The following is a 13359-nucleotide window of genomic DNA, read 5'->3' on the forward strand; positions in this document are numbered from 1 at the left end:
CCTTTGAGAAAGTAGTTTGCGATCACATCCAAGATTCGCTGCTATCTTACTTATTGATAACGGAAAATTGTTCTTTATTATAAAATTTAAGTATTCCTTAATTTCCTAATGATTGTGTCTTTTCCTTTCTTTGTTATCATTTATTTTTATTCCTGAATTCTTCATTGATCTAGCTTTATAATCCACTCTTTCGTTATTTAAAAATTCAGTAATATTTATACCTAAAAATGCACAAATCCTTAATAAAGATTTTATCTCCGGTAAACTCTTACCACTACGCCATGTGATTAATGTTGACAAAGGGATATTTAATTCCGTTGCCATTCTAGAGCCTTCACCTTCAAAACATTCGTTAATATAGTGAATAATTGCATTATTCATATGAAGATTATCTTTTTCTGCTCTATAAATATTACTCTGAGATACAAGTTCTTCTATTATGCCGACAAAAACATAATTTTCATCTACTGGCAGAAGATCATAATCTTTTTTTACCAATCCTAACCATTTCTCACAAATAGAACAATAACCAGGTATAGACTTCCTCGTTAAAATTGAATTGGTTTTATTACAAAAAGGACATCTAGATGATAAATAACAATTGTGTTTGGTACAAAAATTCACCAATTCAAAATTCCAAATCAAGCGTTCATATGTTGTCCCTTGATTTGAAAGATCCTCCTCATAACAAGAAGGGCACCAAGCTCTTTGTTTTTTTAACAATCCTCTGACAGGTAAAACATGTGACCAATTCAATAATGTTGTGACCTTTAAATCCTTTCTACATGTTAATTTTTCAAGAGTAGTTATAAAATCCTGCGCAAGATTACTTACACCATTCAATCCATTTGAAGATTTATAAATACCTTCTCCGCCTTTTGTAGCCTGATTAACTAGATACAGTTTATTCAGCATGGGTGTTATTATTTTCGCTATCAAATCACCCGTACTTATTGAATGTTGAGTGGCCAAACGTGAAATATATCCGCTAAAGGATTCAACATATGATGTACCTACTCCAATAGGTTTTGTATTATATAAGCTACTCCTCACGAAATTTTCATATATGTCATCAAACATAAAAAAATTCCTCCCGTATTTAAGTTAAAATCTATCTTTAACAATAACTAGTCTTTTAATACGAATTTTCATATAAAAAACTAAAAAGAACACACTCTGATAAACTTCTATCAAAGTATGCTCTCAATAAGTGCAATTTAATAAACCCTTATCTACTTTTAATTTATCAGATATTCTTTTTAGATCTATCTCTAAAAATAGAAAAATTAACTCTTATAAACAGATGATCCTTGTTACTCTAACAAATCCACTGTAATTGTCCTCGACAATTGCAGCTCAAAATACTCACAACCCAAATTACCTCAATTCCATTTTGCTATTCTATAATTTCCTTAATTAGCTTATTATTTACTTTATTTAAAGCCAATCGTAAATCTTGTGCTTTAATATTCCCTTTTACCGGAGAAGCTAAAATTACTTGAAAGCATTTAGGATATTCTACTTGTATTTGATACAATTCTTCAATAAAGTGATTAAAAGTATCAAAGTCTAAATTTTGTTGCCTTGGTTCATCAAACATTAAAATAAACGGATGATTCGTTGAATCTTTATACAATATACTTGTTTTTAGCAACGCTAAATAATAAGACAATATTATCCTAATCAATCCACTACTTGAAGTAATATTATATAGATTTACCCCATCAATTTTGGGATAGTAATCTTCTCTATCTATTTTGATTTGTTCATATATCCTATTTATAATAGGGATATTCTTTTTTCCCTTTTCTATAATTGATTTATCTAGATTATCAATTTTATTATTGTCAAAACCATCTTTTAAAAAATCTAGCTTAAATAGAATAGTTTTAAATTCTTCTTCGAAAGTTTCAAGTTTTTTATTATCCAGATCTTCATTAGCTTTGGCGTCCTTAATCTGCTTTTGTAGAGCTTTAATTTTAGAAACTATTTTATCTTTCTCTAATATAAGATTTTCGTATTTTTTTAGAACTTCTTTATCTTTCTCTAGCCCTTTAATGCCATTTTCTATTCTTCCTACTTCCCTCGAAAAATAATTATACTGTTCTATACTTTGTGGTTTTAATTGATTTTCATAACCATCCATTGTTAGTCTTAGCTCTTTTAACTCCAACCTCACTAAAAATAATTTGTTCATTAGCTAAAAAAAACAAATAGATTTCTTTCGAGATCCTATCTTATGCTGTAAGCCCAAATAATTTATATATAAATTATTTCTGATTTTGGACAGACCTCTCCCATAAGAAAACTTGCTTTTTTTGAAGCATATGCATCACTTCTATGCCACTCAATATCTTTTTGGCAGTTTGAAACGATTTCAACCCTAGCATAGAACGAACTCGCTTCTTTATAAAGCGATGGTCTTGCTCAATGATATTATTTAGGTACTTGTGTTGTCTTATTTGCTTGCCAAAAGGCATGCTTTTTTCTTCTTTTAATTCTTGAATCGCTATAGGATACACTGGATTCTTAGCGACTTTGGTCACGCGGAGGAGGACACATGCGAAGAAGCCAAGGCTTTTTTGAAAAGCACTTGGCTGATTGGGTATTCCTATTTTTGCTAAGATAAAAATCAATGGTTTTTCCTTCGGAGTCCACTGCACGATATAGATACATCCATTGACCTTTTACTTTGATATACGTTTCACCGACTCTCCAGGAATCACAAGGTCTTACCTTTTCATCTAATTCCGTTCCATCATTTCGACTAAATCACGAAAACTCAGGTTGTACCGTAGGTACCATCTCACTGTTAATAAAATAATGTCAGGTTGATATGTTTCCACTTGAACAAATTTTTCTTTTCCATACTGATCACGCTCTTTTTAGAGTACTAGTATCAGTATGTCCAAGATTTAGAGATTCATTGCAAGTACCTTAAAGTTTTTGCACCAGAACCAAGTTACGTATTGCATTGTATAACAAACTAATATATTTTTTAGTTTCTGTAATACTGTTCGTAGGGTTTATTAAAGTAAACTCTCCCAGTGATAACAAAAAAACTGCCGATTAATCCTAAACGGATAAAAAGGCAGTTTTATATAGTTTTATGTAGCTTTATTACTTAACCTGCACTGGAAAAGCTTGAACCTGTAGCAAAACTTCCACCACATGAACCAGCTGAAGATAAAGTAGATGTTGTAGCTACGCTACCGGCTGTTGTAAAACCTGCAAATTCAGTTGCATCAACTTGTTCCTCAATATAAAGTGCTTGCGTATTATTATCAACAGATTTAACTAAATCTTTATTCATTCTCTACACTCCCTTTATTATCCTTAACCTGCTGAAGATGCTGTTGCAGTTGAACTTGCACTTGCAGCACATCCTCCAAATGTTGAAAAAGAACCGAAACAACTTGCAGAACCCCAAGTACCAGCCACTTCATTTAATTGATCATCTTGTTCTTCAATATATATGTTCTCATTTAATTCTTCCATTGCAACTTCCTCCATTCCTTTTATTAATCTTTTAAACTATCTTTCTACAAACTAACCTTGACAAGAAGCTGTAGAAACAGTATTTACTGTAGATCCCGGGCAAGACCCACTAGAAAAAGTACTGACAGACCCCAATGATGCAGCAACTTCATTTAGTTCAACTTGTTCCTCTAAATAAATAGCAGAATCTGTTGGTTTTGAATCGCTCAACTTACTCACTGATTTCACCTCCTTTCAAGTAGTTTATTAGATTTTAAATAGCCTTTTTGCAAAAAAGTACAACAATACAAATAATCCCAATAAAATAGCAAGGTATTGATACATAGGTAACCAAGGTTCATTACTTAATCCTAAGTTGTACTGTATGGTATCATTTAAAAAGAGCATTGGATTCCACACTAAATACTTGTAGTAATCCTGAGGGTCATTTCCAGCAATTGATACAAATAGATTTGTCATGGTTACTGAGAACATCAAAATCAGCATAATTGGTATTAACATACTATTTGCTGTCTTCCCGTTGCGAAATACTGATGAAACGATATAACTCAATGGATACAGGCACAATAACGTGAAATTAGAAATAATACTAATTTTCACTAATTCAATAGCCTCAATAGGAATAATGACACTGTATAAATACAATGTAATAGTTAGGAAAATATTTAAAATCACAAATACACCTAAGCCAAGGCCAATGAAATATTTAATAAATGTTAAATCAGTTTTATTTAACCATTCAAATACTTTTTCAGATCTTTTATCCGATAAATATATCGTTGCACCAGAGAATGCAAGTGAAAATATAGCCATTAACACAGAAAAGGAAATGAACTGTCCCTTAATCATATAGTCCAACGTTTCAGTATCTATAGAACTCTGTTTTGTTAACATAAAGGATATACCTAAAAAAATAAATGTTGGTAGTAGATTCCCAAATAAAACACCCACGTTTCTAAAAGTTTCAAGAAGATAGATTTTTGTAACTTGTAAAATCATCGGCTTTCCACCAACCTTTTCCCTGTAACCTTATAGAAGATATTCTCAATATCTAGAATTGAAGTGTCCGAATATTTATTTTGGAGATTTTCTATTGTATCGGATTCAAGAATGATTCCTTTATCCATTATAGAAACCGTATTGAACAAGCTTTTATATTCATTAACCTCGTGGCTAATAACCAATAGTACTTTATCATTTTCTTTCACATATTTAATTAGAAATTGATTTAGATTTTTTTTCTTCTCCAAATCTAAATCAGCAAACGGTTCATCAAGTATGATTACAGGTTTATTTAACAGTACTGCTAGAAAGATAGCTACTGACTTTTTCTCTCCGCCGGAAGCACTTTTAACAAAATTACTACCTATTTTTTCTATTTCCAACAATTCATATAACTCCCAATCGAAGTAATAATCTTTGGTAATTTTTTTAAAAAACTCTATTAATTCTTTGATTCTTATATTAGGAAAAATATTAAAATCTTGATATTGGACAGCAACTTCCAATAATAATGTTTGTTTATCTGAAAGATGCATTGTACCAGAATCCTGTTTTAATTCCCCATCAATAATTCTAACTAATGTTGTTTTTCCAGAACCATTTTTCCCTAACAACAGATGGCACTTTTTGCTTTCTAAAACTAAGTTGATACCCTGTAAAATTTGATTTCCATTAAATTCTTTCTTAATTTTGTCGATAACTAATTCCAATTTGACTCTCATACCTTTCTATAATTTATTCAACTGAAAAAGCAAAAATAGGTAACCGAGAATCGTTAAAACTCTTTAAAATTTCTACTTGATATTCAACTAGTGTAATTCCAGCAAAAATAGTCCCATTCAGATCTAATTCAGTTGCTTTTAGACTAAGTTGATGCCCCAGTAGCCCGCTTATAGCATTCATATATCGATAATTACCTAAATTGTTTTCTGTCGGAATATTATTAACTTTCCACTCAAAAAAGAACACCCCACTAGCATCATGCATTTCTGTTTGTAAATAAAGAGTTTCCCTTGAAATGGATTCTTTATCCAATTTAGTTTTTAATACCCAATTTTCATCTTCCCTGTAATATACTCCTTGAAAGTTTCGATTAATTAATTTGTTATTGTCAATAAAACAAATTTCTACATAATTTTCTATCTGTAAACCTTTGATGATAGCCTCACCATGATCGTATAATTTTTCCAGTAAATCTAGATTTAAATGACTAATATCTTTACTGAAGTATCTAAAAGATTCTCTTTTTTCTATAACATCCAAAACTGTTTTAGTTTTTAAATCTAGCTTTATTTTTGATATATCAATATTGTTACCTAGAAAATTAATGGAATTTAGATTTCTACTTCTTTCTACAAACTCCTTATACACTTAGTTCACCTCAATGATAAAATTGACTACTTCATTCGATTTTTTTATTCCTAATAAGTTTAATATTTCCCGTTCGTTGAATTGGGTAATCATTCTACAGTTTAATTCGAAATATTTTCTTATAGAAAATAACTGTGAAAGCATGACTCCAGTGTTTAAATTTGCTATTTTAAAACTAAAATTTTCGTATTTTTGTGATATTAAATCAGTATCATTTGCAATAATAAAGTATCCCTTAACATCATTTTTTTTATCTTGCATTATTATATTCTTGTAAAAATTAGATATATCCTCATCAGAAAAATCCCTAACTTGATAGTATTGACTATCAAAATTATTGTAGAAATAAATTCCCAAACCATCAAATGAGTTTACTTCTAAATTTATATAAAATAGAAGATTGGAATTTATATTTCCTCCACTTGGAGTATAACGTTTAAATTTTAATTTGTGATTTTTGTAAGCCATTGTGTATTTGAAAATACCGTCAACATTTTTAGGGACAGAATTAGTACTATCTAATTTTTTCCATAAAAAAGACGCTTGATTAAATATTCCTAATTTTAGATTTTTTTCTTTAAAATGAGTCAAATGGCTTGTCTTATTAACATATTTGCTTGCTGGAAACTGGACTGCAACCTCATAATCATAGAGTGTCAACTCCTGTGATGAAGAAGTTCTTGTTCTCTTATCAATGACTTGATAATCTAGCATTCCACCAACATTTCGGTAATAGCCTTCTGTTAACAGATTATTCGATATTTTCCCTATTTCTCTTAATAATAAAATTGATATATAATCACTCAGAATATCTTCCTTAACATAGTTCTCAATCGAATTTTTTTCTGTTTTTATAAGATGATGTAAATAATTTGTAGTTGTTATTGCTTTTTTTGAAAATATAGGTCCTATCTGTCCAGAAACCCTATCAACGTACAATACATCTAATTTATCCGAAAGTTTACTCACTACGTTATCATTGAAATCGCTATCGGAAATGTAAACTATTAATTTTTTCAATTTTGGAGTTTTGACTTCCATATACTCATCTATAAACAATCTTTCAGCATTCAATCCATACTTCGATAATTTTTTTTGAATTTTATTGGTAAGCGCTTCTTCATCACATATTATGTAAACTATACTTTCTTGCAAAATTTGATAAATATCTTCTAGGTTTGTATGATTCTTAAACTTAGTCATTTTTCTTATAAAAAATCTATCTTGATTAGTTAATTCTTTATTGTCATAGGCTTGAACAAGACAACCTTTCATAAATAAAATTTCAAGTAACTTATCAATATCTTCTTTAGCAAAATCGGATTTCTCATATATCTCTTCCAAAGTAATACCTTGCTCTAATAATGGGAATAAACTGTATACTAATTTTGCTGCTAGCGTACCATTTAATTTAAAAGGACCATCTGACGGTCCATAAATTGTTACACCTTGATAATAGATGGTATGGATATTAGGAATTAACTTTGGCTGTTTTGGAAACTGGACCATAGGATCATTTATTAATAGCGACACAATCTAACACCTCATTTAATTGATTTATCATTTCATCACTACTATAATCATGGAAATCACATTTTTTACACTTTGTGTAGCCTAGTATTTGTTTATTTTTAAAAGTATAATAATCAAAGGAATAGATTGAATTTTGTCCTACGAATCCTGTTTCTTTAAATGCACTAATAAAACTCTGTGCAAAAATTGAAAATTCCACTTCTAAAACATTTTCTACTAAGCTGTAGTCTTTTTTCATAAATAATTTCTCATACATTGTAGAGTTGAAATAATACTCCTTTAACCTCGCAATAGAGCATTCGATACATATTTCACCCTTCTGATATTCTGGTTTATGAACACCAGGGATAATTACTGTATCTACATCAAAAAATATTGGAATTACATTGCAGTTAACCGCCTTTACTGAACTTAGAAATTCCTCAATGTATAAACCATCATATACTAGAAATAAAATGGACTCTTTTGGAAGGTCAGAAATTTCGAAATAATTCACTGGTCTAACTTGGAAATTTTTCTTGCGAAACTGTTGGTGCAAAGAAGATTTTGCAGTACCAATCCCCGACAAAAAATAATTCATTCATATTTCTCCTCTCAAATTTTATATTGTATTTAAAAATTTTTGATACTAAGAAAACGGCAATGGTAAAGGATTAATTAAATCCTCACTAAAATATCCATAAATCTCTTTCGCAAAAGTTTTTACTCTCTTACTGTCGTGAAAACGAGCTGAATGGACAAATGATATTGGCTGTAAAGATGGAATTGTAACTTTTACTGCTTTTAATTGATTTTCTTCACATTCTCGGTTCGATAAATTTGTCACATACACTTTGTGCCCTAAACCTTCTAATTTCTTGATAAGATACCTTAATTCTTCCCCATATGAGGAAAATTGAATTTCATTAGTAGGAATGCTACCTTTTGAAGAATTATTAAGAAATTCAAATGCGTATGCTTTTGAGGGATGCGCCATATATAGAGCACCTTCATCCACGTGATAAAAACTCATTGGATCTTGCTTCAATAAATTAGACTGTTTTTCGATTCCGTTTGCAAGGCTATAAATTACCGAAATGAGTTCTTTCTTCAATTTACTTATGGCCTCTTTTGGACAAGTATTTGAAGAAAACATAACAACATTTCTAATTGATTCAGAGAAGTGAGTTTCTGCCCTCAGGCAAAAAGTATAAACTCCGTTAATGGTCGATGCATCGTATAGAGTAGTTTTTCCCAAAAAGGGGCTACTGAAAATTTCTAAGTCATCAATAAACTCTTGTTTATCTAATTTTTTTAAAGGTCTTTTTAGTAACCAAAAGAGTGCAATTCCATCCCTTTCAATAACCTCATATATCCCATTAATAACTGCCCGGGTATAATCTTGATGGATTGCACATCCGGTAGAAATTGGGTGAGTTAATCCTTCCCCATTGTAATTGAAATGAGTATACAAATTTATATAAACTTGTGGAATATAGCATCTTGATTGATCTGTTAAATTATAAGATTCACTCCATCTTAAATATTTCTTCTCAATTCCATTGCTGCTTGTCTCACTTTGATTCATTTTTGGAAAATCAGAAAGCGGCACAGCTAAATCTCCAAGTTCTTCTTGTGATGCAATTACCTGTTGACTAACAGGTATGCTATTTGCTAATCGTTCATAAGCTTCCATTGTAGCTAAAAACATCGAATCTTCAACAGAGTCCCCTGTACCCGCACCTGTCAATTTAGATAAATGATTCTCTATTTTTCTACTCAAGTTTAAAGTGTAGTAGTGATTGATATCTGAAATATGAACAATTCCAATGTTTGTTTCTTGCAATCCCCTAGGAGGAAATACGCTACGACTTCCGATTACACAATTATTATATTTCTCCATAATCTCCCTCTTTTTCTATTAATCATCAACACATTAACAATGATCAACACATGTTAATTTGTCTAAACCAATATTGATTGTTTAATTTTCTTTACAATAAGCATTTCATCCATTAAGGTATAACCCAATTTATTTAGTGCCATATGTAAGAATTTTATACAAATACTTTCATTTACATATTTTTCTTCCAAAATGCTTAAAGGTTTTAATACTATACTCAAGTCATGACTTTGATTTTTTTCATCGTTTTTAGAAAAATTAATTTGAGTATTTAGATCCTCCCTGTTAAAACGTTTAACTGTTTTAGCCCAATAATTTATATAGGTATTAATAAATTCACTATTTAGACAATTGAAAATCTGTAAAATATTTTTTGATAATGATAATACAAAAGTAGAGGAATCAATATTTTTATTTTCAATAATAAATCTTGATAATTCTATAGAAAATTCCTCATATATACCCAATGACGAACCAAATAAATTATATTCCGGGTCATAGATTTTTTTTAATACTCTTTGCTCCTTAAACAGTTTATAAATCATTTTTTCAATCTTGCTTTGAAAGCTAGATTGAATCCTAAATCTAAAATGAAAACCAATTGGATCAATATATTGAATAAAGAAAAATTTTACATCAGGATATTCTTTAAGGATATCACTCACTTTATCTAAAAAGTAATTTCGATCCTCTGTATAAATATGATAACTGCTCCACATTGTGACTACTCCTCTATTTTCAATACCGCATATTCAACTACTTTTTGTTCCAAGTTCTCGTTAAAATTTGGGTAGATTTCTTCAATAATAACTTCTTTTTCCCCTTTTAAGATTCGTTTTAATACTTTAATTGATTCAGACGAGTACAATGATATCCATATAGGCTTACTTTTTTTGAAACTATAATTGTTTTTTCTAAGGAAAAATTCCATCGGTAGATTATTCTCTGTAAAATACGATGATAAAGCCATGAAAAAATCCCAATTACTCATATCAGTTGATTGAATAGCATCTTGAACAATAAGATTATATCGTTTTCGATTGTTTAATTCCCCTAAATTTTTCATGTCAATATTCCATGGATGAATGAGATTTAAGAGCACACCTTTGGAACCATAAAAAAGGTGAAATGGTATGGTGCCCAAATCTAGTAAATGGATAAATTCATCCTTATACACAAACCTAATTTGATTATCAGCAGATACGTGCAAACGTATATCTAAAAAGTCTTCTGGCCACTTCAATTTTTTATGAAATGATTTTCCAGTATCGACATGATTTGATATCTCTTCATCCATAACGACTTCGTATATAGGAAAATCCTCATAAAATAATTTATTGTAATAATTTTTCAAATTATCATTAATGCACTTATCAAATATTTCAGCATTTCGATGAAAAACAGCTCCGGTTCCAGCATTGATGTTATTTATTACTATATTTCCATTAACATCACTTTGATAAAAGATTAATGCACTCTTTCTCATTTGAGGCTTAATTTTTATTGTATTTTTTATCGTTAAATTACGTTCGAACATGTATTTCTCTTTAATATCCGTAATAACTGCCAATAACGATTGATCTTGATATTTCTCCTTATCTCCTAAAATCAAATTATATATATAATAAGAATTTTTGTTTTGAACAACACAATCATCAAAAATCTCCTTCATTCTCTCCGAGCTAATCGATGGAACTGAAAATTGATTTTTCTCAACATCATTATGATAATACAGGGGTAATTCCAAAAACTTTTTACATAAGCTAACGCCAAAATAGTTTGAATCATGTCTCGATAAGTATTTCAAAACTTTATTAGAAATTTGTTCATACTGAATATCATTTATACAATTTGGAAATAAAAGTTCAACCATTTGAATTCCAAAGATACTCACAATGATATCTTTAAACTTTTGGTCATCGTTTATATACAAACTATAATCAGGAACGATTACCCCATTATTTACAAGTACCTCATAGGTAAAATTGTTTTCTTCTTGAAGAGCATTTATTATATTATTAGGAGTTTTACAAATTTTAATGCGCTTTAATATGTTCAAAACTTCCTTATTGTGTAATATGTCATCTTGTTTTAATACCCAATCTACTCCATTTAGCAAAAAATTCTTTTCATAATATATACCTTCTGCATTGTTAATTTTCTTAAAGACTGGGTTAATTTTTATTCTTAAAAGATTCATTACCTCAACATCATTCATCGCTGCAGTCAATATTAAATACTTCACAACATTATTTAACTGTAAAGTTTCTTCACTATCCTTTTTATTCAAGCTATAGTAGGTTGTTTTCCCAAAATAACTTAATGGGCTGGTCTTTACAGTTGCGCGTTGTATATATCCATATCGGGCTCTATTAAGAGAATCTTTTTGAATATTCAAATCTACAAGACTTTTATAGGCTTCAGGAGTTGTAACTTTTAGAGCCTTTTTAAATTTTTCTTCCGTATAAAATGCTTCATAATAGTTTTTTTCTTTATTTTGAAACACGTTATTCATCTTTTGTTTTAAACTAGTTAATTCAATTATCAATAAGTTATACTTAGAAATTAACTCGTTAATTATTTTATCTGCACTATCATCCACAGATTCTTTTACATCTAACTTGCGTTTAATTCTTCTCTTCAGAGATTGATATATTCTTAGTAACTCTATTTCTTGAGTATCATAATATTTTTTAGTTTTCTTATTTAGTTCCGCCAATAATATTTTTTGAATATTTTGTAATTCTTGTTTTTTCACTAAATATTCTTTTACAAAAAATAAATCTTTATCCTTTAAACGATTCAAAAGAGAAGGTTTAAATAAAGCTTCCCTTTTCATACATAATAATTCATTCAAAAAAACCAACCCCTTGTTTGCATAAAGTATACATTCAAAACCATAATCACAAACATGGATAATACAATTACATAGAATGCTAACCCATATGCCAGTTTTATGATGTCTCTATATCCTTTGAGATTACTTTGCTTTTTCTTCGAGAAAATAAATTGCTTGGTATAATTAATCGCCTTAGTCCGAAAGTCCGATTTTCCGATTAAAGAAAATATTCCCAAATAAAAATCCGTCGGGAAAAAAATATTATAGTTAAATATACTCATTATTAATTGCAAATTTAAACAGATAATAAACTCTGGTTGTTGAAAGATTAAAGCTAATGAACTATATAAAATAATTAAAATCAAATCTGCAATATTTCCTGCAAAAGCTACATTTGCTCTTTTTAGATCATTTCCAGTCGGAACAATTTTCACATAAAAAATTGGGATAAAGTAATACTTTAATTTAAACGCTATTGAAAAAATTTCTATCCCCTGCATCCTTGAAATGACAACATGTAACATTTCATGGATAAACAGAATACCGCTTAAAAAAACTAGCATCGCTATCCCATATTCCTTAAAATTAAGAAGTTCAAAATCTAAATAATCTATACCATTAAATGACTGAATCAAAAGTGTTATTGCAATTGGTAATAGTCCTAAAAAAAATATTAGCTGACTTATCATTATAAACTTTGGACTTATGTTACTATTAGTTTTTAAAATTTTATTTACCCAATGTTCTTCTTTTAATTCAGTATCATCATAGAATCCAATCTTATTTAATTCCTCTATCTTTTCTTTCTTTAATGTGGCTTCAATGTCTCCCTTATATGTTAGGTAGTATCCTTTACAATTTTTCCTATCGAATAAAAAATATTTATTCTCAGTTAACACTTCTATCGAAAAATTCGGATTTATTTTCATAAAATAGCCTTTCCTTCCATAAGAAAATATTACTATTATTGACAATTTTTTTATCATATTATACAATTAATTCAATTTATAGATGAAAAACTTACAATATTCTACAATAACCTACATAATCATTACTTTTTTTACAATATATCACATTTATATAAGGTTGACAATATGAATCTTAATTCTTTAATATACTTTTGAAGGCTTTTAAAGAATTTCCACAAATTTTATCCATAGTGGGGATTCAAGGAAATAACTAATTTTATTGGCACAGATTATTTCCAGAATTAATGAATGGGGAGGAATTGTAG

General features: G+C 29.2%; 14 protein-coding genes and 1 pseudogene. All 15 read right to left on the bottom strand.

Features of this window, described 5'->3' with window-relative positions:
- Positions 1 to 105 precede the first annotated feature (105 nt).
- Complete coding sequence (locus BC_RS25490) at positions 106 to 1080, bottom strand: helix-turn-helix domain-containing protein (protein WP_000459052.1); 975 nt, start codon at positions 1078 to 1080, stop codon at positions 106 to 108.
- 316 nt (positions 1081 to 1396) lie between these two features.
- Positions 1397 to 2197: a hypothetical protein gene (locus BC_RS25495; RefSeq protein ID WP_011110471.1), complete on the bottom strand. Its 801-nt coding sequence runs from the start codon at positions 2195 to 2197 to the stop codon at positions 1397 to 1399.
- Positions 2198 to 2270: 73 nt separating this feature from the next.
- Positions 2271 to 2869, bottom strand: a pseudogene (locus tag BC_RS25500) (IS6 family transposase).
- Between the two features lie 255 nt (positions 2870 to 3124).
- Positions 3125 to 3313: a thiocillin family RiPP gene (locus tag BC_RS25505; protein ID WP_001030755.1), complete on the bottom strand. Its 189-nt coding sequence runs from the start codon at positions 3311 to 3313 to the stop codon at positions 3125 to 3127.
- Between the two features lie 23 nt (positions 3314 to 3336).
- Positions 3337 to 3498 carry a thiocillin family RiPP gene (locus BC_RS25510; protein ID WP_000391899.1) on the bottom strand — a complete coding sequence of 54 codons (162 nt, stop codon included), beginning with the start codon at positions 3496 to 3498 and terminating at the stop codon, positions 3337 to 3339.
- Positions 3499 to 3549: 51 nt separating this feature from the next.
- A complete protein-coding gene (locus tag BC_RS25515) occupies positions 3550 to 3717 on the bottom strand; it encodes a thiocillin family RiPP (protein ID WP_000040984.1) in 168 nt (55 codons plus the stop codon).
- A gap of 27 nt (positions 3718 to 3744) precedes the next feature.
- Positions 3745 to 4392 (bottom strand): ABC transporter permease, encoded by a 648-nt coding sequence (locus BC_RS25520; protein WP_227944893.1) that lies wholly within the window; start codon positions 4390 to 4392, stop codon positions 3745 to 3747.
- 101 nt (positions 4393 to 4493) lie between these two features.
- Positions 4494 to 5210, bottom strand: coding sequence for an ATP-binding cassette domain-containing protein (locus tag BC_RS25525; RefSeq protein ID WP_000424293.1), 717 nt, complete (start codon positions 5208 to 5210; stop codon positions 4494 to 4496).
- Positions 5211 to 5235: 25 nt separating this feature from the next.
- A complete protein-coding gene (locus BC_RS25530) occupies positions 5236 to 5871 on the bottom strand; it encodes a hypothetical protein (RefSeq protein ID WP_000276249.1) in 636 nt (211 codons plus the stop codon).
- A complete protein-coding gene (locus BC_RS25535) occupies positions 5872 to 7404 on the bottom strand; it encodes a hypothetical protein (protein ID WP_000054739.1) in 1533 nt (510 codons plus the stop codon).
- Positions 7385 to 7984, bottom strand: a complete 600-nt coding sequence (locus tag BC_RS25540; RefSeq protein WP_001105870.1) for a hypothetical protein — start codon at positions 7982 to 7984, stop codon at positions 7385 to 7387. Before BC_RS25540 ends, BC_RS25535 begins: the two co-directional genes overlap by 20 nt.
- Positions 7985 to 8032: 48 nt before the next feature.
- Positions 8033 to 9286 carry a YcaO-like family protein gene (locus BC_RS25545; RefSeq protein WP_000417516.1) on the bottom strand — a complete coding sequence of 418 codons (1254 nt, stop codon included), beginning with the start codon at positions 9284 to 9286 and terminating at the stop codon, positions 8033 to 8035.
- A 62-nt stretch (positions 9287 to 9348) separates the two neighbouring features.
- On the bottom strand, positions 9349 to 10005 hold the full coding sequence (locus tag BC_RS25550; RefSeq protein WP_000269750.1) for a thiopeptide-type bacteriocin biosynthesis protein: 657 nt from the start codon (positions 10003 to 10005) through the stop codon (positions 9349 to 9351).
- Positions 10006 to 10010: 5 nt separating this feature from the next.
- Entirely contained in the window at positions 10011 to 12143 is a 2133-nt protein-coding gene (locus tag BC_RS25555) for a hypothetical protein (RefSeq protein ID WP_001004204.1), read from the bottom strand.
- A complete protein-coding gene (locus BC_RS25560; protein ID WP_000700654.1) occupies positions 12140 to 13054 on the bottom strand; it encodes a site-2 protease family protein in 915 nt (304 codons plus the stop codon). Before BC_RS25560 ends, BC_RS25555 begins: the two co-directional genes overlap by 4 nt.
- Positions 13055 to 13359 lie beyond the last annotated feature (305 nt).

Source organism: Bacillus cereus ATCC 14579, from assembly GCF_000007825.1.
Classification (GTDB): domain Bacteria; phylum Bacillota; class Bacilli; order Bacillales; family Bacillaceae_G; genus Bacillus_A; species Bacillus_A cereus.

Coding starts and splice junctions, on each gene's coding strand:
- BC_RS25490 (WP_000459052.1), bottom strand. CDS start 1,080: ATGTTTGATGACATATATGAAAATTTCGTGAGGAGTAGCTTATATAAT.
- BC_RS25495 (WP_011110471.1), bottom strand. CDS start 2,197: ATGAACAAATTATTTTTAGTGAGGTTGGAGTTAAAAGAGCTAAGACTA.
- BC_RS25505 (WP_001030755.1), bottom strand. CDS start 3,313: ATGAATAAAGATTTAGTTAAATCTGTTGATAATAATACGCAAGCACTT.
- BC_RS25510 (WP_000391899.1), bottom strand. CDS start 3,498: ATGGAAGAATTAAATGAGAACATATATATTGAAGAACAAGATGATCAA.
- BC_RS25520 (WP_227944893.1), bottom strand. CDS start 4,392: ATGTTAACAAAACAGAGTTCTATAGATACTGAAACGTTGGACTATATG.
- BC_RS25540 (WP_001105870.1), bottom strand. CDS start 7,984: ATGAATTATTTTTTGTCGGGGATTGGTACTGCAAAATCTTCTTTGCAC.
- BC_RS25545 (WP_000417516.1), bottom strand. CDS start 9,286: ATGGAGAAATATAATAATTGTGTAATCGGAAGTCGTAGCGTATTTCCT.
- BC_RS25550 (WP_000269750.1), bottom strand. CDS start 10,005: ATGTGGAGCAGTTATCATATTTATACAGAGGATCGAAATTACTTTTTA.
- BC_RS25560 (WP_000700654.1), bottom strand. CDS start 13,054: ATGAAAATAAATCCGAATTTTTCGATAGAAGTGTTAACTGAGAATAAA.